At 69.3% G+C, this 26,046-nt stretch carries 27 protein-coding genes; 18 read left to right on the forward strand and 9 right to left on the reverse strand.

What is annotated here, in order from left to right; translation table 11 throughout:
* Position 1 precedes the first annotated feature (1 nt).
* The 7 genes from CSC64_RS03640 to ahr all read left to right on the forward strand — a co-directional run bounded on the left by CSC64_RS03640 (position 2) and on the right by ahr (position 7,370).
* A complete protein-coding gene (locus CSC64_RS03640; protein WP_162433965.1) occupies positions 2-817 on the forward strand; it encodes an endonuclease in 816 nt (271 codons plus the stop codon).
* Between the two features lie 107 nt (positions 818-924).
* Positions 925-1,797, forward strand: coding sequence for a hypothetical protein (locus tag CSC64_RS03645; protein WP_162433966.1), 873 nt, complete (start codon positions 925-927; stop codon positions 1,795-1,797).
* Between the two features lie 544 nt (positions 1,798-2,341).
* A complete protein-coding gene (locus CSC64_RS03650) occupies positions 2,342-3,604 on the forward strand; it encodes a S41 family peptidase (protein WP_162433967.1) in 1,263 nt (420 codons plus the stop codon).
* Between the two features lie 127 nt (positions 3,605-3,731).
* Positions 3,732-4,733, forward strand: coding sequence for an alpha/beta fold hydrolase (locus CSC64_RS03655; protein ID WP_162433968.1), 1,002 nt, complete (start codon positions 3,732-3,734; stop codon positions 4,731-4,733).
* 161 nt (positions 4,734-4,894) lie between these two features.
* On the forward strand, positions 4,895-5,290 hold the full coding sequence (locus CSC64_RS03660; RefSeq protein WP_162433969.1) for a hypothetical protein: 396 nt from the start codon (positions 4,895-4,897) through the stop codon (positions 5,288-5,290).
* Positions 5,291-5,496: 206 nt separating this feature from the next.
* Positions 5,497-6,252: an SDR family NAD(P)-dependent oxidoreductase gene (locus tag CSC64_RS03665; RefSeq protein WP_162433970.1), complete on the forward strand. Its 756-nt coding sequence runs from the start codon at positions 5,497-5,499 to the stop codon at positions 6,250-6,252.
* A gap of 101 nt (positions 6,253-6,353) precedes the next feature.
* Positions 6,354-7,370, forward strand: a complete 1,017-nt coding sequence (gene ahr / locus CSC64_RS03670) for an NADPH-dependent aldehyde reductase Ahr (RefSeq protein ID WP_162433971.1) — start codon at positions 6,354-6,356, stop codon at positions 7,368-7,370.
* Between the two features lie 61 nt (positions 7,371-7,431).
* Here the strand turns inward: ahr and CSC64_RS03675 are convergent, their stop codons facing one another.
* Positions 7,432-7,722, reverse strand: coding sequence for a helix-turn-helix domain-containing protein (locus tag CSC64_RS03675; protein ID WP_162433972.1), 291 nt, complete (start codon positions 7,720-7,722; stop codon positions 7,432-7,434).
* Positions 7,722-8,036, reverse strand: a complete 315-nt coding sequence (locus CSC64_RS03680; protein WP_162433973.1) for a hypothetical protein — start codon at positions 8,034-8,036, stop codon at positions 7,722-7,724. Before CSC64_RS03680 ends, CSC64_RS03675 begins: the two co-directional genes overlap by 1 nt.
* Positions 8,037-8,211: 175 nt before the next feature.
* On the opposite strand from CSC64_RS03680, the gene CSC64_RS03685 reads away from it, so the two are divergent.
* The 3 genes from CSC64_RS03685 to CSC64_RS03695 all read left to right on the forward strand — a co-directional run bounded on the left by CSC64_RS03685 (position 8,212) and on the right by CSC64_RS03695 (position 11,567).
* Complete coding sequence (locus tag CSC64_RS03685; protein ID WP_162433974.1) at positions 8,212-9,516, forward strand: amidohydrolase; 1,305 nt, start codon at positions 8,212-8,214, stop codon at positions 9,514-9,516.
* A 142-nt stretch (positions 9,517-9,658) separates the two neighbouring features.
* Positions 9,659-10,861 carry an RNA polymerase sigma factor gene (locus CSC64_RS03690; protein WP_162433975.1) on the forward strand — a complete coding sequence of 401 codons (1,203 nt, stop codon included), beginning with the start codon at positions 9,659-9,661 and terminating at the stop codon, positions 10,859-10,861.
* A 265-nt stretch (positions 10,862-11,126) separates the two neighbouring features.
* A complete protein-coding gene (locus CSC64_RS03695) occupies positions 11,127-11,567 on the forward strand; it encodes a hypothetical protein (protein ID WP_162433976.1) in 441 nt (146 codons plus the stop codon).
* A 103-nt stretch (positions 11,568-11,670) separates the two neighbouring features.
* Here the strand turns inward: CSC64_RS03695 and CSC64_RS03700 are convergent, their stop codons facing one another.
* Positions 11,671-13,065 carry a peptide MFS transporter gene (locus tag CSC64_RS03700; protein WP_162433977.1) on the reverse strand — a complete coding sequence of 465 codons (1,395 nt, stop codon included), beginning with the start codon at positions 13,063-13,065 and terminating at the stop codon, positions 11,671-11,673.
* Positions 13,066-13,197: 132 nt separating this feature from the next.
* On the opposite strand from CSC64_RS03700, the gene CSC64_RS03705 reads away from it, so the two are divergent.
* The 3 genes from CSC64_RS03705 (at position 13,198) to yghX (ending at position 15,206) form a co-directional block, all read left to right on the forward strand.
* The gene (locus CSC64_RS03705; protein ID WP_162433978.1) at positions 13,198-13,647 is read left to right on the forward strand and encodes a universal stress protein; all 450 of its coding nucleotides are present in this window, start codon (positions 13,198-13,200) and stop codon (positions 13,645-13,647) included.
* 63 nt (positions 13,648-13,710) lie between these two features.
* On the forward strand, positions 13,711-14,247 hold the full coding sequence (locus tag CSC64_RS03710) for a nucleoside 2-deoxyribosyltransferase (protein ID WP_162433979.1): 537 nt from the start codon (positions 13,711-13,713) through the stop codon (positions 14,245-14,247).
* Positions 14,248-14,318: 71 nt separating this feature from the next.
* Positions 14,319-15,206, forward strand: coding sequence for a YghX family hydrolase (yghX, locus tag CSC64_RS03715; RefSeq protein ID WP_162433980.1), 888 nt, complete (start codon positions 14,319-14,321; stop codon positions 15,204-15,206).
* A 245-nt stretch (positions 15,207-15,451) separates the two neighbouring features.
* Here the strand turns inward: yghX and CSC64_RS03720 are convergent, their stop codons facing one another.
* Positions 15,452-16,096, reverse strand: a complete 645-nt coding sequence (locus tag CSC64_RS03720) for a hypothetical protein (protein ID WP_162433981.1) — start codon at positions 16,094-16,096, stop codon at positions 15,452-15,454.
* 154 nt (positions 16,097-16,250) lie between these two features.
* Here CSC64_RS03720 and CSC64_RS03725 point away from each other — a divergent pair, with 154 nt between their 5' ends.
* Both CSC64_RS03725 and CSC64_RS03730 read left to right on the forward strand, forming a co-directional pair.
* Positions 16,251-18,659 (forward strand): winged helix-turn-helix domain-containing protein, encoded by a 2,409-nt coding sequence (locus CSC64_RS03725; protein WP_162433982.1) that lies wholly within the window; start codon positions 16,251-16,253, stop codon positions 18,657-18,659.
* A 1-nt stretch (position 18,660) separates the two neighbouring features.
* Positions 18,661-18,876 (forward strand): hypothetical protein, encoded by a 216-nt coding sequence (locus CSC64_RS03730; protein ID WP_162433983.1) that lies wholly within the window; start codon positions 18,661-18,663, stop codon positions 18,874-18,876.
* Positions 18,877-18,914: 38 nt separating this feature from the next.
* Here the strand turns inward: CSC64_RS03730 and CSC64_RS03735 are convergent, their stop codons facing one another.
* The 4 genes from CSC64_RS03735 to CSC64_RS03750 form a co-directional block, all read right to left on the reverse strand.
* Positions 18,915-19,757, reverse strand: a complete 843-nt coding sequence (locus tag CSC64_RS03735; RefSeq protein WP_162433984.1) for a class I SAM-dependent methyltransferase — start codon at positions 19,755-19,757, stop codon at positions 18,915-18,917.
* A 14-nt stretch (positions 19,758-19,771) separates the two neighbouring features.
* Positions 19,772-20,428, reverse strand: coding sequence for a glutathione S-transferase family protein (locus tag CSC64_RS03740; protein ID WP_162433985.1), 657 nt, complete (start codon positions 20,426-20,428; stop codon positions 19,772-19,774).
* A gap of 62 nt (positions 20,429-20,490) precedes the next feature.
* Positions 20,491-21,096, reverse strand: a complete 606-nt coding sequence (locus tag CSC64_RS03745) for an acyl carrier protein phosphodiesterase (protein WP_162433986.1) — start codon at positions 21,094-21,096, stop codon at positions 20,491-20,493.
* On the reverse strand, positions 21,093-22,322 hold the full coding sequence (locus tag CSC64_RS03750) for a serine hydrolase domain-containing protein (RefSeq protein ID WP_162433987.1): 1,230 nt from the start codon (positions 22,320-22,322) through the stop codon (positions 21,093-21,095). The genes CSC64_RS03745 and CSC64_RS03750 overlap by 4 nt, the downstream gene beginning before the upstream one ends.
* A 338-nt stretch (positions 22,323-22,660) precedes the next feature.
* Here CSC64_RS03750 and fabV point away from each other — a divergent pair, with 338 nt between their 5' ends.
* On the forward strand, positions 22,661-23,866 hold the full coding sequence (gene fabV / locus CSC64_RS03755) for an enoyl-ACP reductase FabV (RefSeq protein WP_162433988.1): 1,206 nt from the start codon (positions 22,661-22,663) through the stop codon (positions 23,864-23,866).
* Between the two features lie 231 nt (positions 23,867-24,097).
* Positions 24,098-25,057 carry a hypothetical protein gene (locus tag CSC64_RS03760; RefSeq protein WP_238389747.1) on the forward strand — a complete coding sequence of 320 codons (960 nt, stop codon included), beginning with the start codon at positions 24,098-24,100 and terminating at the stop codon, positions 25,055-25,057.
* A 37-nt stretch (positions 25,058-25,094) separates the two neighbouring features.
* Here the strand turns inward: CSC64_RS03760 and CSC64_RS03765 are convergent, their stop codons facing one another.
* Positions 25,095-25,337: a DUF3297 family protein gene (locus tag CSC64_RS03765; protein ID WP_162433989.1), complete on the reverse strand. Its 243-nt coding sequence runs from the start codon at positions 25,335-25,337 to the stop codon at positions 25,095-25,097.
* A gap of 154 nt (positions 25,338-25,491) precedes the next feature.
* On the opposite strand from CSC64_RS03765, the gene CSC64_RS03770 reads away from it, so the two are divergent.
* Positions 25,492-26,046: a YaeQ family protein gene (locus tag CSC64_RS03770; protein WP_162433990.1), complete on the forward strand. Its 555-nt coding sequence runs from the start codon at positions 25,492-25,494 to the stop codon at positions 26,044-26,046.

Genomic DNA, 26,046 nt, shown 5'->3' on the forward strand with positions numbered 1-26,046 from the left:
AATGGTCGAACTGAAGGAAAAGAAGGCGAATCGTTACTCGGCGATCATCGCCGAGGTTTTCGACCGTCATTACGAGGAGGGCAAGACCCGCATCGCATTCGAACGGGACGAGTTCGAAGAGATCATGGCCGAGAAAGGCATGAAGCGGATAAAGAATCCGGGCGACCCGATTTACTCGTTTAAGTACCGGTACCCGCTTCCCGCAGCTATCGTGGAGACTGCCCCCGAGGGTTACGAATGGGGGATATTCGGGGTGGGCCGGGCGAAGTACGAATTCCGGTTGGTTGTTCCCTTGGATATGACTCCTCGGATGAGCAAGTTGGCAATCAAGATTCCGGATGCAACCCCCGAAATTATCGGTGCGTATGCCCTTGGCGACGAGCAGGCCCTTTTGGCCAAGGTTAGATACAACCGTCTAATCGACGTATTTCTGGGAGTTACAGCCTCGTCGCTTCAGAATCATCTGCGTACGACCGTCAAGGAGATTGGACAAATCGAAATCGATGAACTGTATGTCGGTATTGATCGGAGCGGATCGCAGTACGTTGTCCCCGTGCAAGCTAAGGGCGGAAGGGATCGGCACGGCAGGCAGCAGACGGAACAGGACATAGCCTGTTGCCGGCAGAAGTTTCCCGACTTGAGGTGTCGGCCGGTATCCGCACAGTTCATGTCGAATGGACGTATCGCGATGTTCGAACTGGCGATGCAGGGCGACGACATCAAGGTCGTGGCTGAAGAACACTATGAGTTGGTTCCCGCCAAATCGATCACTAAGGAAGATCTTATGCTCTATCGCAGGGGGGCGGGAATCGATTAAATGGTGGAAAACATCGAAAACAGCGGTCAGAGCGTCCTAAAAGGGAGCAGGTTCATTTTCTATGGGCAGCTGCCAGCGGCTGATCATCTTGAGGTGAGCACTCAGCAATGACCGAGGGGGATGGTCTCAGGCTCGCTGACTATGTCGTCTGTTTCCTGGATTTATTGGGTCAGAAGCAGGCAATGGCGGGTCAATCGCTACTTCCCAGCGTCGAATCCCCGGAGCAGTACGCGGGATTCATACGGCAGGTGAAGGCGTCCGTTGGCAAGATTCTTGGTATCCAGCGAAACGCGGAGCTCATGTTGAACGGGATGAGGCAGGACAGAGATCCGCCCGGCCCTTTGAGTGAAGAGCAACATCAGCAGTGGCTGGACTTCCGGCGGGACAACACAAAGACCCAGCGGTGGTCAGATGGCCTGATGCATTTCTCATGCATGGGAGACGCGTCCAGGGTCCAGCAGATCAACGGCGTCTATTCCCAGATATGCATGGCCGGCGCTATGTGCCTAATCGGACTGGCTGCCAAAGGCCCTGTCAGGGGTGGCATCGATATCGCGTGGGGCGTGGAGCTACATCCAGGCGAGCTGTATGGGCCTGCGGTGGCCAATGCATACCATCAAGAGAGTGTTGCTGCGCAGTTTCCACGCATTGCGGTAGGGAATAAGTTGGTGGAGTTCCTCAAGGGGGCTACGCTTTCTACGGGAGAAGAAGTATCGGACCGCGTAGCGAAAGGCATGGCATCGCTATGTTTGGGCATGTTGGACAGGGACGATTCTGGGCAAGCATATGTCCACTATCTCTCCAGCGGATTCGAGCAGGCGGTCACCGGCGCGTACATTCGCGAACTGTGGCCTCGGGCCAGAGGTTTCATCGGCGATCAGATAGACCTGCATACCGCGAATAGAGACGAGAAGTTGCTTGGAAGGTATTTGCGGTTGGCGGAGTACTTCGATCGTCATCCTTCGCAGAGCAGCGAGTGAGTCCCAAGCAGGAACGGGGCAGGTTCACTTCCAGGGGGAATCCAGGACTCCGTCCTCCGAGTCCCGAACCCGGAGCGCCGAGCTCCAACCTCCGTAGCCCGAGTTCGGAACTCGATGCATAGAGCTCTGAACTCCATCGTCCGAGTTCCGGACTCGGCACGCCGAGTTCTGAACTCCATCGGCCGGGTTCCAGGCTCGGCGCGCCGGGTTCCGAACTCCATCACCCGGGTTCCAGGCTCGGATCGCCGAGTCCAGAACTCGGTCGCCCGAGCTTTTTGCTCGGCGTGTGAGGCAAAAAAGCTCGGTTCTGTGGATAACCTGGGCTGCAGACGGTTCCACGTTTGCTACTTGGCCTGAGGTTCCACGGAAACAGGGGGTCAGAGTGCACTTTCCGCTCAACTCCGCTCGAGCGGCTGCCAACGGAGCTGTGCCTGCCACCCGCTCCGACGGAACTCCCCCAGACTTTGGTCACTTGTTACGCCTGGAGGCCCGGCCGCATCGTCGCCCGAACCGCGCTTCCGCCCTTGTGGCCCCTGGAGCTCCTGTGTCCCGATTCCGACCGCTGTTCGCTGCCTGCCTGCTGTTCGTGTCCGCCCATACCACCGCCGCCACGCCGCGCGAGGCGGTCGCGCAGGTCGCCGACACCATCGAGCAGGACTACTTCGATCCGCAGCGCGCCACTGCGATCGCCGCGGCGCTGCGCGCCGATGCCGCCGGCGGGCGCTACGACCGCTATACCAACCCGCAGGACCTGGCCACTGCGCTGACGACCCGGCTCAAGGCCGAGGACCGGCACTTCAACGTGCGCTGGTCCGATGCGCCGCCGGAACAGCGTCCCGGGCCGGGCCCGGGCGCCGATCCGGCGCGCACCAACTTCGGCATCCGTCGTGCCGAGGTGCTGCCGGGCAATGTCGGCTACCTGGACCTGCGCTCCTTCGCCGATATCGACTTCGACGATCCGCGCGATCCGGCGCGGCAGGCCATCGACGCGGCGCTGCATCTGCTCGGCAATACCGATGCGCTGGTCATCGACCTGCGCGACAACGGCGGCGGTTCGCCGGCGATGGTCGGTTACCTGGCCAGCGCCTTCGTCGCGCCCGATGCCGACATCTACAACACCTTCCACTCGCGCCGCGGCACGATGTCCGAAGCCCCGGTCACTGCCCACGCGGCGCCGCGCACGAAGCTGCCGCTGTACGTGCTGACCAGTGGCCGTACCGGATCGGCTGCGGAGGCCTTCGCCTACACGCTGAAGAACGCCAGGCGCGCGACCGTGGTCGGCGAGGCCAGCGGCGGCGCTGCCAATCCCGGGCGGCCGTTCCAGCTGGACGACGGCTTCAGCGTGTTCGTGTCCACCGGTTCGCCGGTCAGCCCGATCACCGGCGGCAACTGGGAAGGCGACGGCGTGCAGCCGGACGTGGCGGTGGCATCCGCCGATGCGCTGCTGCGCGCGCAGCCGCTCGCGCTGGCCCGACTGGTCGAGGAGGGCGCCGACACGGCCGCGCGCTGGTCGCTGGAAGCGCTGACCATCGAGCCCCCGGCGCAGGTGCAGGCCGCCATCGGCGCGCTGGTCGGCCAGTACGGTGTCGTCGCGATCGAAGCGGCCGGCGATCGCCTGCAGTTGCGCCAGGGCCGCCGTCCGCCGCTGCGCCTGCAGCCGCTGGCGACGGACCTGTACTTCGTCGAGGGCGACCCGACCCGCCGCGTGCAGTTCGAGCGCACGCCGGTGGGCGAGGTGGCCGCGCTGGAAGTGCGATGGGCCGACGGCAATGTCGCCCGCCATGTGCGCGGCCCGAACGGATCCTGATCGCCGCCCTGGCGGGCGCCGCAGCGCGGCGTCGCGTCTTTGGGAAAAATGGAAAAAAATGGGGCTCCTTTTGCGGCCCGCGGCGCCCCGCGCCAGACGCGTTCCCGTCCTGCAAGGAGATCCTGGGATGAAGTCGATCGCATGCTTCGCGTTCCTCTCCGCAACCGTGCTTTCCGCGCCCGCGCTGGCGGCGCCGGCCGTGCCAGCGCAGACGCCCGAGGCCTACGCCGCCGCCGGCGAGCGCGTCACCATCGCCCCGGGCCGTGCCTTGAACCTGCGCTGCAGCGGTGAGGGCGCGCAGACCGTGCTGCTGGAAGCCGGCGGCAACGCCGACTCGACCTCCTGGTTCCGGGTCCAGCCGCTGCTGGCGTCGCAGGCGCGCGTGTGCGCCTACGACCGTGCGGGTTACGGCTTCAGCGACGAAGGCCCGCTGCCGCGGAATCTTGAGGCTGACGTCGCCGATCTCGCCGCGCTGGTCACTGCGGCCGGGCTGCGCACGCCCCTGGTCCTGGTCGGGCATTCGCTGGGCAGCAACATCGTGCGCGCCTATGCGCAGCAGCATCCGCAGGACGTGGCCGCGCTGGTGCTGGTCGATCCGCCCGAGCAGGGTGCCGATGCGCGGTTGCCCCAGGCCTGGCAACAGGAGGACGAAGCCGGGCGCGCGCAGCGCAATGCGTTCCTCGATGCCTGCCTGGCCGCGGCCGAGGCCGGTACCCTGGACCAGGCCGCCGCCCCGCTGGCGTCCTGCCTGCGCGCCGCGCCGCCGTGGCAGAGCGCGGCGGTCGCCGCCGCCATCCGCGCCTGGAAGCTCAAGCCCGGCTACTGGCGCACGCTGCGCTCGGAGCTCGACGCCAACACCGCGATCTTCGCCGCACCGGTACCGGAGGCCGAGTCCTACGGCGAGCTGCCACTCGTTGTCGTCATCGCACCCGTCGACGGCATGCAGGGCGTGCCCGCCGAGGTCGGCAAGATCCTGCAGGCCGCACGCGAGCAGACCCACGCACGCCTGGTCGCAGCCTCGCGCAACGGTCGGCGCGTGGACGTGGTGGACAGTTCGCACGACGTGCAGCTGGACGCGCCGGAAGCCGTCGCGGCCGCGGTGGCCGGCGTGCTCGCGCCGGCGCGATGACGTGGCGGCGAGTGCAGCCTGTCAGGGGAAGTGCGCTCTGACCCCGGTCTGGCTTTTGCTGCTGTGCGGAACACGGCCCACACCCGCTGTGCTATAGATCGACAACCCGGCGTCAATTACCGGGGAAACGTGCAGGTTTTCCATCTCCCAGGAGGATTGCCATGCGTATTCTCGTTCCAGGCATGCTCGCGCTGATCGCGTTGCCCGCCATGGCCGGCACCCCGACCGATGCCCGGATGGCCGAGCGTCTGGCGGCACTCGAAAGCCGGGTGGCGCAGTTGGAAGAGTCGTCCACCCATGCCGATTCGCACTTCAGCAGCAAGGCCCAGGTCAGTGGCAACTGGCTCAGTTGCAGGCAGGGCATGAGCAAGGCCGAGGTCCAGTCCCTGCTCGGACAGCCGCTGCTGGTGCCGCAAAGCCAGCGCGACGCGGTCAAGCTGTATCACGGCTCGGAAGTGTGGCTGTACCGCACCCAGGCCAAGGAGGGTCCGGGTTACGTGATCTTCCGCGACGGCAAGCTGGTCGAGTGCGCCAGCCCGCAGTTCAATTCGGCGTAAATGAAACCAGGGATCGGCGCGCAGTTTCCCGGGTGTCCTCGCATGCCCGGGACCGCCGGCCCTGACCCTCTCGCCCGCGCATACACGATCCCGTAATCGCCCCTGGCCTACGATCCATGGCCTCGGGCGCGGGCGGCCGTCGATGTGTCGCGGCCAACGCGAACCCACCGCTTCGGCGCCGGCGTGCGCCCTTTTTGGAGGTTGTCATGGCAGGGTTCGAAGGCAAGGTCGCGCTGGTCACCGGCGCCGGTTCCGGCCTGGGCGAGGCGATCGCCAAGGCGCTGGCGGCGCGTGGGGTGAAGGTCGTGGCGACCGACATCCAGCAGCAGGCGGCCGAGCGCGTGGTGGCGGAGATCGTGGCGGCGTCGGGTACGGCGATCGCGCTTCGCCAGGACACCGCGAGCGCCGATGACAACGCCGCGGCGGTGGAGCGTGCGGTGGCCGAGTACGGCGCGCTGCATTACGCGGTCAACAACGCCGGCATCGGCGGTGCGCAGGCGCCGGTGGGCGAGCTGGACGTGGCCGAGTGGCAGCGGGTGATCGACATCAACCTCAACGGCGTGCTCTACGGGATGCGCTACCAGATCCCGCGGATGCTGCAGGCCGGCGCGGGCGAGTGCGCGATCGTCAACATGGCCTCGATCCACGGCATGGTCGCGGCAATCGGCAACAGTGCCTACACCGCGGCCAAGCACGGCGTGGTGGGGATGACCCGCAACGCGGCCGCCGAGTACGGGCCGCGGGGCCTGCGCATCAACTGCGTCGGCCCGGGCTACATCGACACGCCGCTGCTCGAAGCACTGCCCGACGAACAGAGGGCGGCGCTGGTCGCGAAGCATCCACTGGGGCGGCTGGGCCGGGCGGAGGAGGTCGCCGCGCTGGTGGTGTTCCTGCTGTCGGCGGAGGCTTCGTTCATCACCGGCGGCTACTACCTCATCGACGGCGGCTACACGGTGGTGTAGGCGCGGAAGCAGGGTGCGTGGCGCCGGCCGGACCGGCGCCCGCGCGCATCCTCCCGGAAGCGTATCTTCGGCTTCTTCTTCCGGTCGCCGAAGGACCCGCCATGACCCGCTACCGAGCATGGGCCGCACAGAAGCCCGGTGCCACCCTGGAACCCTTCGAGTACGACCCCGGCCCGCTCGGCGCCGAGGAGGTCGAGATCACGGTCGAGCACTGCGGCATCTGCCATTCGGACCTGTCGATGCTGGACAACGAGTGGGGGTTCACCGGGTATCCGTTCGTGCCCGGCCATGAGGCGGTCGGGCGGGTCACCGCGCTGGGGGCGAACGCCAAGGGCGTGGTGATGGGCCAGCGGGTCGGCCTGGGCTGGAATGCGAGCAGTTGCCTGCACTGCGATCCCTGCCTGGCCGGCAACCAGCACCTGTGCCGTGAGCTGCAGCCGACCCTCGCCGGTCGCCATGGTGCCTTCGCCGACAAGGTGCGCGCGCACTGGGTCTGGGTGATGCCGATCCCCGAGGGCCTGGACCCGGCCGAATGTGGACCGCTGCTGTGCGGCGGCATCACCGTGTTCGCGCCGCTGCGCGAGCTGGGCATCGCGCCGACCGCGCGCGTCGGGGTGGTCGGCATCGGCGGGCTGGGCCACATGGCGCTGAAGTTCTGCCGCGCCTGGGGCTGCGAGGTCACCGCGTTCACCAGCAGCGCCTCGAAGGAAGAGGAGGCGCGCGCGTTCGGCGCCCACCACGTGATCGCCACCGGCGATGCGGCGGCGCTGGAGAAGCTGGCCGGCAGCTTCGACCTGATCATCGACACGGTGAACGTGCCGCTGGACTGGAACGGCCTGCTGGCCGCGCTGGCGCCGAAGGGCCGGCTGCACGTGGTCGGCGCGGTGCTGGAGCCGATCCCGGTGCCGGTGTTCCCGCTGCTCATGGGGCAGAAGTCGCTGTCGAGCTCGCCGACGGGCTCGCGTGGGGCGCTCGACAGCATGCTGGGGTTCGCCGCCCGGCACGGCGTGGCGCCGCAGACCGAGCACTTCCCGATGAGCCGCGTCAACGAGGCGATGGACCATCTGCGCGCAGGCAAGGCGCGCTACCGGATCGTGCTGGACGCGGATTTCGGTTAGCGCAATGAAGACAGCCCCGCTTGCGCGGGGCTGGTTGCCTTCATGTTGCGAACGCGCGCGGTCAGCAGGCCAAGGCCTTCAGTACGTGCTTCGGGTCCTTCTCTATCGCCCTGAGCAAGGCCTTCGCCGGGCCAGTCGGTACGCGCCGGCCCTGTTCCCAGTTCTGCAGTGTCGTGACCTGGACATTGATGACGCGGGCGAACCTGGCCTGCGACAGGCCGGTGGCCGCACGCACTTCCTTGATCCGTACCGATTCGGGGCGCAGCTCGCGCGACGGCGCGCGCTCGCCGCGCGTGATCTCGCCCATCTGCTCCATGCTCCGGGCGAGTTCCGCAAAAAGGTTCTTGTCCATCACTGCCACCTGTCTTTGATTGCCTTCAGTTGCCTGCGCTGGTCGGGCGTGAGGTCGTCCTGTACTCCCTTCCTGTACATCAGCAGCATCCTCAGCTGCCTGGCGTGATCCACACAGTAGTAGATGACTCTGACCCCGCCGCTCTTTCCCTTGCCGCCCTGCTTCCAGCGGACCTTCCGCAGCCCGCCCGTGCCTTCGATGACGTCGCCGGCTTCCGGGTTCTCCATAAGGAACCGTTGAAACTGCGCGTATTCGTCGTCCGAAAGCAGATCGAGAACCTGTCTGGTGAAGACCGGGGTTTCTATGAAGAGCATCCGTGCCCGCCATTGGCGTATACGCCAATGGCGTATAAGTTAGCTCGTCGATCGTCTCAGCGCAAATTCCACTCTGCCCCCGGTTTCCGGGTAGTGTGGGCGGCGTCCGGAAAGCGGTCCGGTACTTCGCCGGCAGGGGAATGCCCTGCCCGGGAACCTCGAGCTAGGGGAAGCCATGCGCGCAATCACCCTCCGGGCCGCTCTGGCGGCGCTCCTGGCATCGAGCGGCGCGGCGCATGCATCGCCGCTGGCCGAGGCGATCGACGACGACTATCCGTATCTGGACGCGCTGTTCCGGCATCTGCATGCCAATCCCGAGTTGTCGCTGCAGGAGGTCGAGACCTCCAACCGCCTGGCCCATGAGCTCGAACAGCTGGGGTTCGCGGTCACCCGCGGCATCGGCGGAACCGGCCTGGTCGGCACGCTGCGCAATGGCGACGGGCCGGTGTTGCTGATCCGCGCCGACATGGACGCGCTGCCGGTGCAGGAGAAGACCGGGCTGCCCTACGCATCGACCCGGCGGCAGGTGAACCTGGAAGGGCTGGAGGTGCCGGTCATGCACGCCTGCGGCCACGACATGCACGTCACCACGCTGGTCGGCGTGGCACGGCGCATGGTGGCGCTGAAGGACCAGTGGCGAGGCACGCTGCTGCTGGTCGGCCAGCCGGCGGAGGAAGGCGGCGGCGGCGCCAGGGCGATGGTCGCCGACGACATCTACGGGCGGGTAGGCCGGCCGGACCATGCGCTGGCATTGCACGTGACCGCCAAGTACCCGGCGGGCAAGATCGCCTTCAGCGACGGGCTGATGTATTCCAGCGTCGACACGGTCCGGATCAATGTCCGCGGCATCGGCACCCATGGGGCGTCGCCGCACCAGGGCATCGACCCGGTGGTGGTCGGCAGCCAGATCGTGCTGGCGCTGCAGAACATCGTGACCCGCGAGATCTCGCCGATCGAGCCGGCGCTGATCACGGTGGGCGCGTTCAACGGCGGCACGGCCCCGAACATCATTCCCGACCACGCCCGGCTGGACATCACCGTGCGCTCGAACAGCGAGGACACCCGTGCCAGGCTGCTGGTCGCCATCGAGCGGGTCGCGCTGAACACCGCGCGCGCGGCGGGCGTTCCCGAAGACCTGTTGCCGGAGGTGGTGGTGTCGGCCGACGGCTCACCGACCACCACCAACGACGCCACACTCGCCCAGCGGGTGCGTGCGGCGATGCGCGCCGGGATGGGCGGAGAGGCGTTCGTGCGCTGGCAGCAGACGGACATGGGCGCCGAGGACTTCCCGGACCTGGTCAGCGTTACTCCACCCATCCCCAGCGTCTACTTCGAGGTGGGCGGCACGTCGCCGGAGAAGCTCGCATCGGGCCAGTGGGCGGACCACCATTCGCCCTTGTTCGCCATCGAACCGGAACCGTCGATCAAGGCCGGCGTGGAGGCGATGACCCTGGCCGCACTCGACCTGCTGCGCAAGTAGAGCCTGAAACCGGGGTCAGAGTGCACTTTCTCCATGAAGGCCAGCCCCGCTCGCGCGGGGCTGGCCTTCATGTTGCGAACGCATCTGTGTCACTTCCGCCTTCCAGCCACGTCATGGTTCGTACCCACCACATGGAGCGACCATGAACGCCGAGACCCTGGACCTGATGCTGCGCACCGAACTGCCTGCCGCCCGGCGCGGCAACCGCGAGGCTTTCGGGCGGATCGTCAGCGCCTGCCAGAACACCGTCACCGCCATCGCGCTGGCGATCACCCGCGATGTGCAGGCCAGCGAGGACATCGCCCAGGAGGCGTTCCTTTCCGCATGGCAGAGGCTGGATCGGCTGCGCAACAGCGCCAGTTTCCTGCCGTGGCTGCGCCAGATCACCCGCAACCTGGCCCGTGACTGGTTGCGGGCGCAGGCGCAGCGTCCGCTGTCGGGCGAGGCGGCCGAGATCGCCATCGGCATGGCCGCCGATCCTTCGCCCGAGCCGAGCGACCGGCTGCTGCGCGGGGAAGCCGAGGCCGCGGCCGAGGACATCATTTCCGCGCTGCCCGAGGACAGCCGCGAGGTGTTGCTGCTGTTCTACCGCGAGGGCCAGAGGTCGCGGCAGGTGGCGGCGTTGCTGGGCTTGAGCGACGAAGTGGTGCGCAAGCGGCTGTCGCGCGCCCGGACCAGCGTGCGCGAGGAACTGGTGCAGCGGTTCGGCGAGTTCGCGCGTTCCACCGCGCCATCGGCTGCGTTCGGGCTGGCGTTGGCCGGTGCGCTGGCTACCGCCGTCCCGGCCACGGCCACGGCGGCGGTCGTCGGTTCGGGCGTACTGGGTACCGGTGCGGGCAAGCTCGGCATGGGAGGGCTGGCGACCGGCGGCGCGGCGGGTGGCGTCGCCGGTGGCTCGCTCGGCCTGATCGTGCAGACCTTGACCCAGCAGCCCGGCCTGCTGCCCGGCATCGTCGTCGGCACGATCGCCGGTGCCCTGGTCTCCGCGCTGACCTGGTGGTACCTGGCGCGCTTCTGCCAGACGCCGCGAGAGGCAGGACAGATACGCCGTTTCATGCGCCTCAGCGCCGTCACCGGCGCGCTGTTGCTGCTGTGCCTGATGCTGGCGGTGGTCTTCGGCAACGCTTGGGTGGCGGTGACGGTCGCGGTCGTCGGCCTGGCGGTGGCGAACTACCAGCACCTGGTCGTGCTGCGAAGGATCATGGAGCCGATCCTCGCCCATCCGGCCAATGCTTCCCGTCGCGGCGAATACGGCTACGTGATGGGGGCGAAGTCGGCATGGCTCGGCACCGCCATCGCGCTGGCCGCCATCGTGTTCGCGCTGTACCGCCAGGGGCGCTTCTGAGGCCGGACGAATCGCGGGAGTATCGGGACGGTGCGTGCGGTGCTTGCTCCGCTCCCCATGGGGCTTCAAACGAAGCCAATGCAACCGAGCGGCCAACCGTGCCGGAGCAGGCCGGAACGGCAGGTCCGGATCATCTCCGGTCCCGCAACCCGGCTGTTTTTTCGTGATTTCCATCACATTTCCTTGATGGGTCCGGAGGCCAGGAGTAGGGTCCAGCGACCGGGAATGTCCCCGGTGTCTGTTCCACCACTCTGAAGGAATAGCCATGAAACGCGTGCTCGTCATGCTGGCGGCGCTCCTTGCATTTGCGGTAGCGACAGCCGGCGCACAGGAAAAGCGCAGCTATGAAGAAGGCCCTGTCACGATCGTCACCTCGGTCAAGATCGTGGATGGCCAGTACGACAATTACCTGGCATATCTGGCCAAGACCTACAAACCGGTCATGGAAGCCCAGAAGGAAGCCGGCCTGATCCTGCGTTACGCCGTATACGACAGGTATCCGCGGGCCAAGGACGAAGGAGACCTGTACCTGGTGGTCACGTATCCGAACATGGCCGCCTTCGATGGATTGCGCGACAAGGCCGAAGCGGTGGCCAGCAAGGTCACCGGCATGAGCCGGGAGAAGGCGACGGTGGCGGCGGTCGATCGCAACAAGATGCGCACCATCCTGGGCGACGAGATGATCCGCGAAGTGCTGTTGAAGTAGGCGCGATCGATGGGCGCGAGGGGGCGGCATGCTTCCCTTCCCCTCAGGGGGAATGTCCGCCCCCCGGAAGCCATCGTGGCTGCTGTGGCCGGCGTGGCCGGACTCACGCCGGCCCGGCGCCGGCCCGCGGATCCGACGCGAACAACCGTGCCAGCGGCCGCGCGATGAGCAGCGTGGCGACGAACGGAGCGAAGGCCAGCGCCGCATGCAGCCAGAAGAAGCCCGCATGGCTCATCGTCTCCCACCAGGCGGCCAACGTGCCGCTGAGGACATTGCCGATGAAGGTCGAGAAGAACAGCATGCCCATCATGGTGGAGGTGACCGCAGCCGGCGCGGCGCGCGAGAACAGCGCCAGCAGGGTCGGCCAGTAGTAGAGGAAGCCCAGCGCGTTGAACGCGAACAGCAGCACCGGCCAGACCATGCCCACGCTCGTGGCGCCGGCATCGAGCCGCATCGCCGGCAGCACCATCAGCGCGCTGGCGATGGCGGTGACCAGGTAGCCGATGGCGATCTTGTGCATGTCGTCCGGTTCGCGCCCGCGCCGTGCCTGCCAGCGCCAGAGCATGACCAGCGGCGGCACCAGCACGATGCAGAACAGGCCGTCCAGCGCGTTGAAGGTATTGGTCGGGATCGTCCAGCCCAGCCACTGCCGGTCCACCGATTCCTCGATCATCAGCAGGCCGCTGATGAAGGCCTGGTTGTAGGACAGCCCCGGCAGGATCGCCAGCGCGCTGACCAGCAGCAGCGCGGCGATGACCCGCCAGTCGTGCGCGCCGAGCGCCGGTCCGCGGCCGGCGTCGCGCCGGCGCATGACGTCGGGTGCCAGGTGGCGGCGACCGGCCACGTAGATCGCCATCGCCACCAGCATCATCACCCCGGCGGCACCGAAGCCCACGTGCCAGCCATACGCATCGGCCAGCAGCGCACACACCAGCGGCCCGAGCAGGACGCCGACGTTGATCGCGGCCGAGAAGATCGCGAACGCGCGCGTGCGCCGGCCTTCCTCGTGCGGGCCGTAGAGGTGGCCGACCTGGACGGAGATATTCCCCTTCAACAGGCCGCTGCCGATGATCAGCAGCACCAGCGCGACCAGGAAGGCGGCCGCGAACGCCATCAGCGCGTGCCCCAGCACCATGAGCGCGGCGCCCAGCAGCACCGTGCGCCGCTGGCCCAGCAGTCGGTCTGCCAGCAGGCCGCCGAACACCGGGGTGAAGTACACCAGCCCGGAATAGAGCCCGTAGACCTGGGCGGCGAAGGCCTGGTCGGTCAGCGGCCCGGTCATCCGTTCCAGCGCCGCACGGAACATGCCGAGGCCGAACACGCCGCCCACCACTTCGGGGGTCAGCAGGTGCTGGATCATGTACAGCAGCAGCAGCGCCGACATCCCGTAGAACGAGAAGCGCTCCCAGGCTTCGGTGAAGGCCAGGTAGGCCAGTCCCGGGGGGTGGCCGAAGAAGCCGCGTGCTGGGCGCTCGCCGCCGGAATTGGCCACTGCCATCGGTTTTCCCCTCCGGTGCTGGCGCAAACTAGCACACGTCCCCGGACTGGACCGGCGCCGTCTTGATCCTGGTCAATGAGCGCGGTCCCGGCCGGGGGGACACTGCATGGACCCCAGATGGAGAACGTGGACATGTACAAGCATCTTCTCGTCCCTACCGATGGTTCGCCGCTGTCCGACTACGCGGTCGACCAGGCACTGGCACTGGCCAAGGCACTGGGTGCCAGGGTCACCCTGTTCACCGCGATCGAGCCGTTCCGCGTGTTCGCGCTGACGCCCGAGCAGGTCGTCGAAACCCGCGACGCCTACGACCGGCACGCCAAGGTCGCCGCCGACAGGTGCCTGGCGCAGGCCGCGGAGAAGGCTGCCGCGGCCGGCATCGCGCATGCGACCGTGGCCACCGGCAGCGACAATCCGCACGAAGCGATCATCGCCACCGCCCGCGAGAAGGGCTGCGACCTGATCGCGATGGCCTCCCACGGCCGGCGTGGCGTGAATGCACTGGTGCTGGGCAGCGTCACGGCCAAGGTGCTCACCCACTCGGAACTGCCGGTGCTGGTCTACCGCAACAGCGGCGCCTGAGCAGCCTGCACTGTCCGGCCGCGGCGGTTGCGGGCCGTGCCGGGGGCGCTAGCATCGTGGCCCATGGCTCCGACGATCCATTCGCTCTACCTTGCCGGTCCCGATGTGTTCCGGCCCGATGCGCGCCAACGCGGGCGCGAGCTCCAGGCATTGTGCGCGCGGCACGGCTTCGAAGGCCTGTTCCCGCTCGACCAGGAGGTGCCGGCGCACATCACCGACCCGGGCGCGCAGGCGGCGTGGATCTACCGCGCCAACATCGCCCTGATCGAACGCGCCGACGCGGTGCTGGCCAACCTCGACTTCTTCCGCGGCCCGGAGCCGGACAGCGGCACCTGCTTCGAAGTCGGCTACGCGGTGGCCAGGGGCAAGCCGGTGTTCGGCTACATCCCCGAGCACGGCAGCTTCGCCGAGCGCATCCGCGAACGGCATCCGCATGCGATCGGCGCGGACGGCGTGCTCGACGTGCACGGCTGGAGCATCGAGGAGTTCGGCCTGCCACTGAACCTGATGCTGTCGGTGCCGGCGCCGCTGGTCGTGGGCGATGCCGACGCGGCGCTGGCGCACCTGGTGCGGCACCTGTCGCGCACCGCTGCCGGCTGAACCGGCCGCGTGAACCGGCGCCGGGCGGTTTGCGGGTAAGGTGTCGCCACGCATCGACCGAGGAAACGACGATGAAGCGACTGACCGCCCGCGACTTTTCCCCCGAGCTGCTGGAGCTGTACGACGGCTACGTGCATGGCCGCATCAGCCGGCGCCAGTTCCTCGACCGTGCCGGTGCCTTCGCCGTGGGCGGGCTGACCGCCGCCGGCATCCTCGCCGCGCTGAGCCCGGACTACGCCCTGGCCCAGCAGGTGCAGTTCACCGACCCGGACATCGTCGCCGAGTACATCCACTATCCCTCGCCGCAGGGCCATGGCCAGGTGCGCGGCTACCTGGTGCGCCCGGCCAAGGCCGAGGGCCCGCTGCCCGGCGTGGTGGTGGTGCACGAGAACCGTGGCCTGAATCCCTACATCGAGGACGTGGCCCGGCGCGTGGCCAAGGGCGGCTTCATCGCGCTGGCACCGGACGGGCTCAGCTCCGTGGGCGGCTATCCGGGCAACGACGACAAGGGCCGCGAGCTGCAGCGCCAGGTCGATCCGGAGAAACTGATGAACGATTTCTTCGCCGCGATCGATTACCTGCTCGCCGAAGGGCGCACCACCGGCAAGGTCGGCATCACCGGTTTCTGCTACGGCGGCGGGGTGTCGCATGCCGCGGCGGTGGCCTATCCGGAACTGGCCGCGGCGGTGCCGTTCTACGGCCGCCAGGCCAAGCCGGAGGACGTGGCGCGGATCAAGGCGCCGCTGCTGGTCCACCTGGCCGAGAACGATGCGAACGTCAACGCGACCTGGCCGGCCTACGAGGCGGCGCTGAAGGCCGCCGGCACCACCTACGAGGCACACATCTACCCCGGCACCAATCACGGTTTCCACAACGACTCCACCCCGCGCTACGACGAAGCGGCGGCGAAGCTGGCCTGGGAGCGCACGCTGGAGTGGTTCCGCCGCTACCTCATCTGAGCGGCGCCGCAGCTGCCCTTCTGTAGGAGCCCGCATGAGGGCGACCCGCAGGCGCTGGAATATGCCGCGGTGAAAGCGGCCGATCCGGAGGGGCCGCGTTGTGCGTGGTGCCTTCCGACGGTGTCGGGTCGCCCTCATGCGGGCTCCTACAGGGGGCCAGGCAGGGCGGCAAAAAAGATGCCGCCCCGGGTGGGGCGGCATCGGCGAGGGGAGGGAAGCGGCCGCAGCGGCCGCCATGCGACGGCTCAATGGATCCGGAACATGGCCGACGGTGCGGGCACGTAGCTGCTCTCGCGCACGCGGCGCCGGTGCGCGGCCAGAGCCGCTTCAGCCTCGCGCGCGACCTGCCATGCGGTGCGGTTGAAATGCAGTTCTTCCGGCGTGCAGCCGCGCAGGTCCGCTTCCACGCCACGCAGGCGGGCGAAGTCGCGGTAGCTGGCGGTCTCGCCGCCCAGCAGCGGCCAGGCGGCGTCCACCACGATGGCTTCGTCCAGGCGGCCCACGCGCGGCAGCCAGTCCGGGATCAGGCCGCAGGGGTCATTGACGTAGTCGATCACCAGGCGGGCGCAGTCGGCCACGTCGTTGGCGGCCTGCCAGTCTGGATCGGTGACCATCGCCGCGACCGCTTCGATCCACGAAATCCGTTCGGCGATACATGCGGGGGCGTCATCGCCCATGGCCGCCGACAGCTGCCGTGCCGCGGTGGCCAACCGGTCGATGTCCAGCGGGGCGCTGTGCCGGCCCAGCCGGGACAGCAGGCGGTTGAAGCGCTCCAGGTCCGCCGAAGCCGGGCGGTAGTCGCCGATGCTCTTGCGGCGGTGCAGCAGGCTGAAGGTCGGGGGGGCGTCCAGGACGGAAGGCAGCGGCTGGACCAGGGAGCAGGTTGTCATCACAGCGTTCATGGCTCGTCTCCAGGAAGGGGATAGGGCGCGGCATCGCCGGCGCGTGGCCAGAGTCGCCGTTCGCTGGAAGCCGGTCATGAGGACGCTGCGACCGTTCCATGCGGGTTCGCTGAATCCATGAGGCGATCATGAGGAATTGGCGATGAGGCCGGGGAACGACCCGCCAGCGGGCGGCGGCGAGGCCGCGCGCTACCGTTTCGACGGCATCGTGGTGGACGCGGCCGCGCACACCGTGACCCGTGACGGCCATGGCCAGGCGCTGGAGCCCAAGGCCTTTGCCGTGCTGCTGGCGCTGCTGCGCCGCCCCGGCGAGCTGCAGGTCCGCGACGACCTGCTCGACCAGGTCTGGGGCCACCGCCACGTGACTCCCGGCGTGCTGACCCGGGCCATCGCCCAGCTGCGCGCGGCGCTGGACGACGATTCGCAGCACCCGAAGTACATCCAGACCCAGCATGCGCTGGGGTACCGGTTCATCGGCCAGCTCGAGGCGGGGGAGGCGGAGGCGCCGGGTGGAACCGGGGCGGCGCCGATGGCCGTGGCGGGGGGGCCGGCCGCCACCGGTGACGGCACGGGTGCGCAGCCGGGTGTGGCACCGGGTGATGTGGCGGCGGTCGTGCCGGGCGCGGGGGCGGCGCCTGCAACGGGACCGCCACCCGCACCTGAATTCGCGGCACCGGCCACGTCTGCCGTACCTGCCGCGGCCGCCGCGTCTGCTGCTCCGGCTTCACCCGCGTCACCTGCCGCACCTGCCGCGCCTGCCGCCGCCGCTGCTGCCGTCGCCCCCGCCTCCGTCGCACCCACTGCAGCGCCGGACGATGCGTCCGCACCCGGTCGCGGCCGGCTCGGCGGCACCGTGCTCACGCTCCTGCTGGCGGTGCTGGTCGGCGTCTGGCTGTGGCGCGGCGACACGCCGCCGGCGGCGCCGGCGAGCACGTCGATCGCGGTCCTGCCCTTCACCCCCCTGAGCGACCGCCGCGAGGACCAGTATTTCGCCGAGGGGCTGTCGATGGAGATGCTCGACGCGCTGTCGGGCGTGCACGGGATGAAGGTCGCCGCGTGGCGGCCGCCGGAGGCGATCGACCGCAGCCAGGGTGTGCAGGCCCTGGGCAAGCTGCTGGGCGTGGCCGCGGTGCTGGACGCCAGCGTCCGCCGCGACGGCGAGCGCCTGCGCATCAGCGCGCGCCTGTCCGATACCCGCAGCGGCTACACCCTGTGGTCGCACAACTACGAAGGCACCGCCGACAGCGTCTTCGACACCCAGACCGACATCGCCAACGCGGTGACCGCCGCGCTGCTGGAGGTCCTGCCCGAAGAGCGCGAGGCGCTGCGCCGGCGCCTGGCGCCGACCCGCAATGCGATGGCGTTCGACGCCTACCTGCTCGGCCTGAAGCAGCTGGTGCACCCGCAGGGCGAGGGCGCCGCACAGGATGCGGCGAAGCATTTCCGCACTGCGCTGGAGGCCGATGCCGGCTTCGCCCGCGCCCAGGCGGGGTTGTGCCGCTGGGAACTGTGGAACTTCGAGTCCAACCACAACACCGAGGCGTTCGCCAAGGCCAGGCTGGCGTGCCTGCGTGCGATGAACATGGATCGCTCGATGGGCGAGGTCAGCCTGGCGCTGGGTGACCTGTACCGGATCCAGGGCGAACCGGCGCAGGCGATGAAGTACTACAACGACATCATCGAGGATCCGCGGATGCGCTGGCAGGCGCTGGTCGGGCGCGCCAAGCTGGCCATGGACGAAGGCCGCGAGGAAGACGCCATGCGCGACTTCCGCCTGGCCCTGCAGGAAAGCCCGGGCAACGCCCAGGTGCATGCCGAGCTGGGCTACCAGCAGTACCGGCTCGGCCATTACCGCGAAGCGATCGACTCGTACCGCGCGGTGGTAGCGCTGCGCCCCGACTCGGCGATCATGTGGAGCATCCTCGGCGGCCTGCTGGTCACGGCGGGCGACAACGAGGAAGGCGAGGCGGCGCTGCAGCGCTCGCTCGCGATCGAGCCCAGCGAAGCACCGCTGGCCAACCTGGGCACGTTGCGCTACGAAAAGGGCGACTATGCCGGCGCCGCGGAGCTGTACCGCCGCGCCAGCGAACTCAATCCCGGCGACTTCCTCTACCTCGGCTACCTGGCCGACGCGCTCGACGCCGATCCGCGCACCGCCGCGCAGGCACGGGAGCCGTACGGGCAGGCGGCCATGCTCGCGCAACGCTTCATCGAGGCCAAGCCCGACCATGCCAGGGCGGTCGCCCAGCTTGGCTGGTACCGGGCGCAGCTGGGCGAGCGCGAGGCCGCGCTGGGCCTGGCCGAGCGCGCCGCGGCGCTGCGCGACGAGCCGGCCGAGGTTGCGTTCCTCGGCGCGACCACCTTTGCCGTACTCGGCCTGCCCGACCGCGCGCGCGGCGCACTGCAGGCCGCGCGTGCCGCCGGCTTCCCGGAATCGCGCATCGCCAGCAATGCAGTCCTGCGCCGCACCGGCCTGGCCGACCCGGCCGCGCCAGCGCCTGAGGCCGCATCCGAACCCCCCGCGAACGCGGTGGCACCACGAGGAGAATGAAATGCAAAGGCTCGAAAAGAAGCGCCTTTCGATCGAACTGGCGGAAGGCGTATACATCGATGTCGACGTCCAGCCAGTCCTCAGCGGGACGGCTGTGCCCATACCGCCGCCCAAGCTGATCGCCCGGTTCGCGGTGGGCGTCGACGACTGCTCTGGAAAGTCGCAACCGATGGAACTGGAGATCCTGGTCGCCGTCAGCCACCGCTCCGCTGATTGAGCGCGTGGTTGCATCCAGCACAGGCGGGTCCCGGCTGCTCAGCGCCGCTGTGCCAGCACCCCGTCCAGCGCTGGCTGCGCGCGGAAGCCGGCCTTCTCCAGCCGCCTGGCCACCTCTCGCGGCACGTCGCGGCCGCTGGTCAGGCGGTTCGGCGTGCCGGTGTAGTGGAACAGGCTGCCGCCGCGGCGCAGGACCCGCGCGAGCTGGTCGTAGAACGCCTGCGAATACAGTTCGCCGGCGATGCCGAAGCGCGGCGGGTCGTGCAGCAGCGCATCGAAGGAAGCATCGGGCAAGGATGCGATCGCCTGCGACACGTCGTCATGGCCCAGCGGCAGGCGCCCGCCGCTGGTCGCCGCGTCCGGATCGGGCGACCACGGGTTGAGCGTGCGCAGCCACAGCACGCTGTCGTTCTTTTCGAACGAGAGGATCCGCGCCACGCCAGCATCGAGGCAGCAGGCGGCGAAATAGCCCAGCCCGCCACAGGTATCGAGCACGGCCTTGCCGTGCGGCTGCACCAGCGCGACCTTGCGCCGCGCGTCGTCCAGCGGCGACTCCTTCGAGGTCGGCAGCATCTTGATGCCGTCGATCTCGAAGGTCGGAGCGCCCCAGGGGGTGGGCACCAGCTTTATCAGCGAACCGGCGTAGCGCGATACCACGGCCCAGTCGTCGCCGTCGAACCAGTGGATCGTGCGTTCCCTGGGCGGTTCGGGGTACGGATAGGCCGTTCCGCGCCAGTGCCACTGCGCGGCGTCGAGCCGCGCTTCGCCGTCACTGCGGCCCAGGTCGAGCGAACCGGTCCAGGCCCGCGCGCCGCGGTCGCGCGCGTCCAGCAGTGCCTGCGCGGTGTCGCGGATCAGCAATGGGCCGGTGTAGTGGGGCACGGTGGTCTGGTTCCTCAATCGCGGTCCGGCGCACCCAGCGGGAAGTACGCACGGAACGGCCGTGCCTCGTCCACCGCGCGGGCGAACGAGGGGCGCGCCAGCAGCCGCGTACGGTAGGCGTGCACGCGGGCGTGGTCCGGCGCGATCGCATGGGTCCAGTCGGCGTAGAACAGGAACGGCGCCGCGCCGCAGTCGGCCAGGCTGAACTGCGCGCCTGCCGCCCACGGGCGGTCGTCGGCCAGGTGCCGTTCCAGCCAGGCATAGGCGGTGTCGAGCATGCGCCGTGCCTCGGCCACGCCGTACGGGTCGCGGTCGGCTTCGGCGCGGATCGCGTCGAACACGATCTTCTGTTGTGGCGTGGACACGTAGTTGTCGAAGAAGCGGTCGAGCATGCGCACCTCCAGCGCCGCGCGCGGATCGGCGGGCAGCAGTTGCACCGGACCGGGATGGTGCAGCTGCAGGTATTCGATGATGGTGCTGGCCTCCAGCACCGTGCGTTCGCCGTCGACCAGCACCGGGAAGCGCTTGATCGGCCACAGCGCCTCGAGCGCCTGGCCGTGCGCGCGGTCTTCCAGGTTGCGGTACTCGAACGCGGTGGCGTTCTCGTACAGCGCCACCAGCACCTTCTGGCAGTAGGAGGAGAACGGATGGGCGTAGAGGGCGGGAAGCATGGGCGGGCTCGCGGTGGGAGGGAGTGGGCGATGCAGGGTGCGGCGCGGCGCGGGGTCAGGGCTCAGATGCCGGCGAACGGCGGCTCGCGCCGCAGCGCGGCCACGTACGCGACCAGTTGCGGGAAGAACACTTCGAAGCCCGCAGCGATTTCCGCTTCGTGCCGGCGCAGGTCGTCCAGGCAGGCGACCAGGCGCTCGCCGTTGCGCGACAGACGGGTGGCGATGCGGGCGACGGCGCGGTCGACGTTGCCGCGCTCGCGGTACGAGCCGAGCCAGTCGTGCGCGGCCATCAGCGGTGCGATCCGCTGCAGCCGTTCCGGCAGCACATCCGCGCGCGCGAGCAGGTGGCGATAGAACGGCGCGGTGAACGCATCCAGCGGCCCTTCGGCATGACGCTCCCAGTCGCGCGCCAGGCAGTGGTCGTAGTACACGTCCAGGGCGATGCCGGCGTAGCGCTGGCGGCCCTCGCCGAACAGGCGCCGCGCGCCGGCCACGACCGGGTGGTCGTCGGTGTAGCGATCCACCCGGCGGTGGACCAGGATCTCGCGCCGCTCCACCGGGCTCCAGTCGTCCAGCGCGGCCAGGCCGAACACGAAGTCGCCCAGCAGCGCGCCGAGCATCGCTTCGTGGTCGGGACGGGCGAGGTAGAGGTGGGCCAGGTAGTTCATCGCGGTGCGTCGTCCTGGCCGCGCGCCATCGCTTCCTCGATCGCGGTGAACGCCGAGTGCCGGCCCGGCGCCGCGTCTTCCATGCCGGTGGCGAAATAGACCACGCCGGTGCCGGCGGCGCGGTCCAGCCACAGCCCCGAAAGCAGGCCGTAGGCCGAGCCGCTGTGGCCCACGCGCGCCACGCCGTCGCCGAACAGGTCGTTGTGGCAGCCGGGCACCGGCGTGGCCAGGCTTTGCGTGGCCAGCCCGTAGCGGCAGAAGAAGCCGGCGCGCGACTGGCCGCTGTCGTCTTCCTCGGCGGTGACGCCGTTGCCGTCCACCAAAGTCCATTGCGGCGCGAACAGTGCCTCCACCGATGCCGGCCGCAGCAGGCGCACGCCGTCGAGTTCGCCGCCGCGCAGCAGCAGCTGGCCGATCCTGGCCAGCCCGTTGGCGGAGATGCGCATGCCGCCCTGCGGCGAGAACAGCGCGCCGTTCGCACCGGGGCGCCACAGTGAAAGATCGCAGCCGCCGTCGCGCGCCGGGCGTACCGGACAGGCCGGGCGTGCGCCGCGAAGGTCGTCGGTGGCCGGCGCGCCCTGCGCGTCGTACTGGACCACCGCGTGCGACACCGCCGCGTCGCTGCAGGTGACCCAGCCGAAGCAGGCGTCCAGGTTGAGCGGTTCGAACAGCAGGCGTCGCATCAGCAGGTCGAAGCGTTCGCCGCTGGCGCGCTCCATCACTGCGGCCACCAGCGGGAAGTTGAGGTTGGCGTAGCGGAACCAGCCGCCCGGTGCGTGCGCGGCGTCCCAGGCGCGCGGATCGGCGAGCAGGTCGCGCACTTCGCCGTCCAGCGGCACCTGCCAGTAGCCGGCCGCGTCGGTGATGCCGCTGGTATGCGACAGCAGCAGGCGCAGGCTGATCGGCACGTCCGGATGGGCCGGATGGCGCAGGGTCCAGCCCAGCAACGGCGACACGTCCGCATCCAGGTCGAGCTGGCCGGCCTCGACCATGCGCATCACCGCGATGGCCACGGCCAGCTTGGAGATCGAGGCCATGCGCACTGGATCGTCTGCACTGACGGCGCGGCCACTGGCGGTGTCCGCTACGCCGGTCGCGCGGGAAGCGGTGATCGCCTCGCGGTCGAAGGCCACCCGCACTTGCGCCACCGGCGTGGCCGCGGTCGCGGGCAGCCAGGGGAGGGCGAGCAGGACAACCAGGCAGGGCAGGGAACGCTTCGAGCGCATGGGATCGCATCCCGGACGGAAGGCCGCCGCCTCCCACGCCCGCTAGGATGCCGCGCTCCGCCCGGCCCCGGCCAGTACGCCCCCTGTAGGAGCCCACTTCAGGGGGCGACCCGACGAGGCTGGAATACGCGGTTCTCAACGCGCAATCTCCGGATCGGCCGCGTTGGACGTGGCCGAATCCGTGCGCCACCGGGTCGCCCCCTGAAGTGGGCTCCTACAGGGAGGGCGACACCTGCCATACGCCACGGAAGGGTCGCTTCGCGCCGGAGCATTTAGACTGTGTCGCTTCGCCGGCGCCACGCGCGCCGGTGCTTCCATCCGCTTCCGTGAGAGTCCCCGTGGTCATCCATCCGAAAGTCCGAGGCTTCATCTGCACCACCGCCCACCCGCTGGGCTGCGCGAAGAACGTGCAGGACCAGATCCGGTTCGTGCAGGCGCAGGGCGTGCGCGACGGCGGCCCCAAGCGGGTGCTGGTGATCGGCGCCTCCACCGGCTACGGCCTGGCCGCGCGCATCACCGCCGCCTTCGGCTACGGCGCGGCCACCCTGGGCGTGTTCTTCGAGAAGCCGGGCACGGAGAAGAAGACCGGCAACCCCGGCTGGTACAACTCGGCCGCCTTCGACCGCTACGCCAAGGAAGCGGGCCTGTGGAGCCGCTCGATCAACGGCGACGCGTTCTCCGACGAGGTGCGCGCCAAGGCGATCGAACTGATCGGCGAGATGGGCGGCCCGGTCGACCTGGTGGTGTACTCGCTGGCCTCGCCGGTGCGGCGCCTGCCCGACACCGGCGAGCTCAAGCGCTCGGCGCTCAAGCCGATCGGCGCGCCCTACCAGGCCACCGCGGTGGACACCAACCGCGACCAGATCATCCAGGCCACGGTCGAGCCGGCCAGCGACGAGGAAATCGCCGACACCATCCGGGTGATGGGCGGCGAGGACTGGGAACTGTGGATCGATGCACTGGCGCGGGCCGGCGTGCTCGCGCCCGACGCGAAGACGGTGGCCTTCAGCTACATCGGCACCGAGATCACCTGGCCGATCTACTGGCACGGCGCGCTGGGCAAGGCCAAGGAAGACCTGGACCGCGCCGCGCACGCGCTGGACGCGAAACTGGCGCCCGGCGGCGGCCAGGCCAATGTGGCGGTGCTCAAGTCGGTGGTGACCCAGGCCAGCGCGGCGATCCCGGTGATGCCGCTGTACATCGCCATCGTCTACCGGATCATGAAGGAGAAGGGGCTGCACGAGGGCACGATCGAACAGCTCGAGCGCACCTTCCGCGAGCACCTGTACGCGGCCGCGCCGCCGCCGACGGATGATTCCAACCGCCTGCGCCTGGACGACCGTGAACTGCGCGACGACGTGCAGCAGGCCTGTCGCGACCTGTGGCCCACGGTGACCACGGAAAACCTGTTCGAGCTGACCGACTACGCCAGCTACAAGCACGATTTCCTCAAGCTGTTCGGCTTCGAGCGGCAGGACGTGGACTACGACGCCGACACCGACCCGGTCACCCCGTTCGACGTGGTCGACCTGACCGGCGAGTAACCCCCGCGGGGCGTACACGGCACGCGTGGCGTCGTGCGGCGCGCGTGCCATGTGGCATGCGCGGCTCGCATCACGTAGAGCGGGGCTTGCCCCGCTGCCGGCATATCCCGCGCATGAACAGGGTGGCGGACGCACGGGAACTCATCGCCGTCGCGGAGGGTCAGCCGCAGGTCCGCATCGAGCGTGCCTTCTCCGAACGTGCCCCCCACCACTCCGTGGCCCGAAGATCTGTTGCCGCGAGCGCTGGCCCTGTGCGGGTCGGTGCTGCTGCTGGCGCTGGCGGGGAAACTGCTGCTGGGACCGGTGCGCACGACGCTGTCGATGGCACTGCCGGAGGAGCGCATCCGCCTGGTGTTTTCGGTGCGTGCGCCGGAAGCCGCGCCACCCGAATCGCCGGATGCGCCCCGCGCCACGGGCCAGCGGCGGCCAGGCGTGCCGCGCATGGACAGGGCAGCGCCTGCGCCGGCGCCGCCGTCGGTGCCTTCCGGCACGCGCGCGGCGGTGCAGCCGCCGCGGGTGCAACTGTACGGTGACGATGGCCGCCCGTACGTGCCGGCCGAGACCCGCGACCAATGGATCCGGCCACCCACCGCGGTGCCGGGCCTGCCGCGCGCGCCCACGCAGGCCGCGGTTGATCCGCTGCACCGGCCCACGCCGGTGCAGCCACGCACGACCCGCTTCGCCAAAGACTGGATCAGCGACGGCGACATCGCCGACGTGACCGCGCAGGAGATCATGCGCGCTCAGCGCAAGATCGCCAAGTTCCTGCTGGGCAAGGACATCGAGCACGCGCGGGCCCGGCCTTCGCCGGAGGTGCGGTTCAACCCGGCGCGCCACGAGCGCGCCGGCGACCTCGGTAGCGAGGCCACCGGCGACGCCTACAAGGCCGCGCCGATCGACTACGAACCGGCACCGGGCCTGGACGGCGAAGCCAGCCGCCGCATCCGCGAACAGGTGGCCGCGCTGGAGACGGCGTACGCACGCTGCGACCGCACCCGCCTGCGCGCGCTGATGCAGCCGCTGCTGCTGCACCTGGACGAACTGCAGAAGGCCGAGGCCGCGTTCGCCCGCGGCGCCGACCCGGTGCGTGCCGAGCACATGCTGCCCAACGCCGCCAATGCCGCCTGGGACCTGGCCCGGCGCGCGCTGTGGCACGCCGACGCGCGCATGGCCGGCTGCGCGGCGCGCTGAACGAAGCCGTGGCCGCGGCCGCGGCCTGCGGCGTGGCTTACTTGGACTCGATGAAGTAGGGCTCGACCGTGCCCTTGACCTTGATCGTCATCGGGTTGCCGCGGCGGTCGCGCGAGCGGCCGACCTGCACCCGGATCCAGCCTTCGCTGACCGAATACTCCTCCACGTTGTCGCGCTCCTGGCCGTTGAAGCGCACGCCGACGCCGCGGTCGAGCAGGGCCGCATCGTGGAACGGGCTGCGGGGGTCCATGGACAGGCGGTCGGGAGGCGTATCGCTCATCGGTGCGGTCTTGCGGCGTCGGTGGAGGCGCAAGGATACCGCCGAAGCGGCGCCGACGTGCCGCACACCCCGCCGCGGGCCGCGCGTATCATGCGACGCCTTGCCCACCCGCACCGCCGATTCCGGCCCGTGGGGGGCGCGACCAGGACATCCCATGGCGTTGAAATCCACCGTGGTCCGTGCCGAGCTGCAGGTCAGCGACATGGACCGCCACCATTACGGCACCCATCCGCTGACCCTGGCCCAGCATCCGTCGGAGACCGACGAGCGGCTGATGGTGCGGCTGCTGGCGTTCGCGCTGTACGCGGACGAGCGCCTCGAGTTCGGCCGCGGGCTGAGCACCGACGAGGACCCGGACCTGTGGCAGCGCGACTACACCGGCCACGTCCAGCGCTGGATCGAACTCGGGCAGCCGGACCCGTCGCGGATCCGCAAGGCCTGCGGTCGCGCCGACGAGGTGGTGGTGGTCAACTACGGCGGCCGCGCCGCCGACCTGTGGTGGGAGAAGAACGCGCGCGAACTGTCGCGCCACGACAACCTGGTGGTGGTCGATCTCCCCGCCGCGGAAGTCGAGGCGCTGCTGGCGCTGTATGCGCGCAGCGTGCGGCTGACGGTGATGATCCAGGACGGCGAGGTGCACCTGCTCGCCGCCGACGGCGCCGAAGCGGTGCTGCGGCCGCTGGCGCGCATGGGCGCGCAGGCGGCCTGA

This window comes from Pseudoxanthomonas koreensis (assembly GCF_010093225.1).
In the GTDB taxonomy this organism is placed as follows: Bacteria; Pseudomonadota; Gammaproteobacteria; order Xanthomonadales; family Xanthomonadaceae; genus Pseudoxanthomonas; species Pseudoxanthomonas koreensis.

Coding starts and splice junctions, on each gene's coding strand:
- CSC64_RS03640 (WP_162433965.1), top strand. CDS start 2: ATGGTCGAACTGAAGGAAAAGAAGGCGAATCGTTACTCGGCGATCATC.
- CSC64_RS03645 (WP_162433966.1), top strand. CDS start 925: ATGACCGAGGGGGATGGTCTCAGGCTCGCTGACTATGTCGTCTGTTTC.
- CSC64_RS03655 (WP_162433968.1), top strand. CDS start 3,732: ATGAAGTCGATCGCATGCTTCGCGTTCCTCTCCGCAACCGTGCTTTCC.
- CSC64_RS03660 (WP_162433969.1), top strand. CDS start 4,895: ATGCGTATTCTCGTTCCAGGCATGCTCGCGCTGATCGCGTTGCCCGCC.
- CSC64_RS03665 (WP_162433970.1), top strand. CDS start 5,497: ATGGCAGGGTTCGAAGGCAAGGTCGCGCTGGTCACCGGCGCCGGTTCC.
- ahr (WP_162433971.1), top strand. CDS start 6,354: ATGACCCGCTACCGAGCATGGGCCGCACAGAAGCCCGGTGCCACCCTG.
- CSC64_RS03675 (WP_162433972.1), bottom strand. CDS start 7,722: ATGGACAAGAACCTTTTTGCGGAACTCGCCCGGAGCATGGAGCAGATG.
- CSC64_RS03680 (WP_162433973.1), bottom strand. CDS start 8,036: ATGCTCTTCATAGAAACCCCGGTCTTCACCAGACAGGTTCTCGATCTG.
- CSC64_RS03685 (WP_162433974.1), top strand. CDS start 8,212: ATGCGCGCAATCACCCTCCGGGCCGCTCTGGCGGCGCTCCTGGCATCG.
- CSC64_RS03690 (WP_162433975.1), top strand. CDS start 9,659: ATGAACGCCGAGACCCTGGACCTGATGCTGCGCACCGAACTGCCTGCC.
- CSC64_RS03695 (WP_162433976.1), top strand. CDS start 11,127: ATGAAACGCGTGCTCGTCATGCTGGCGGCGCTCCTTGCATTTGCGGTA.
- CSC64_RS03700 (WP_162433977.1), bottom strand. CDS start 13,065: ATGGCAGTGGCCAATTCCGGCGGCGAGCGCCCAGCACGCGGCTTCTTC.
- CSC64_RS03705 (WP_162433978.1), top strand. CDS start 13,198: ATGTACAAGCATCTTCTCGTCCCTACCGATGGTTCGCCGCTGTCCGAC.
- CSC64_RS03710 (WP_162433979.1), top strand. CDS start 13,711: ATGGCTCCGACGATCCATTCGCTCTACCTTGCCGGTCCCGATGTGTTC.
- yghX (WP_162433980.1), top strand. CDS start 14,319: ATGAAGCGACTGACCGCCCGCGACTTTTCCCCCGAGCTGCTGGAGCTG.
- CSC64_RS03720 (WP_162433981.1), bottom strand. CDS start 16,096: ATGACAACCTGCTCCCTGGTCCAGCCGCTGCCTTCCGTCCTGGACGCC.
- CSC64_RS03725 (WP_162433982.1), top strand. CDS start 16,251: ATGAGGCCGGGGAACGACCCGCCAGCGGGCGGCGGCGAGGCCGCGCGC.
- CSC64_RS03730 (WP_162433983.1), top strand. CDS start 18,661: ATGCAAAGGCTCGAAAAGAAGCGCCTTTCGATCGAACTGGCGGAAGGC.
- CSC64_RS03740 (WP_162433985.1), bottom strand. CDS start 20,428: ATGCTTCCCGCCCTCTACGCCCATCCGTTCTCCTCCTACTGCCAGAAG.
- CSC64_RS03745 (WP_162433986.1), bottom strand. CDS start 21,096: ATGAACTACCTGGCCCACCTCTACCTCGCCCGTCCCGACCACGAAGCG.
- CSC64_RS03750 (WP_162433987.1), bottom strand. CDS start 22,322: ATGCGCTCGAAGCGTTCCCTGCCCTGCCTGGTTGTCCTGCTCGCCCTC.
- CSC64_RS03765 (WP_162433989.1), bottom strand. CDS start 25,337: ATGAGCGATACGCCTCCCGACCGCCTGTCCATGGACCCCCGCAGCCCG.
- CSC64_RS03770 (WP_162433990.1), top strand. CDS start 25,492: ATGGCGTTGAAATCCACCGTGGTCCGTGCCGAGCTGCAGGTCAGCGAC.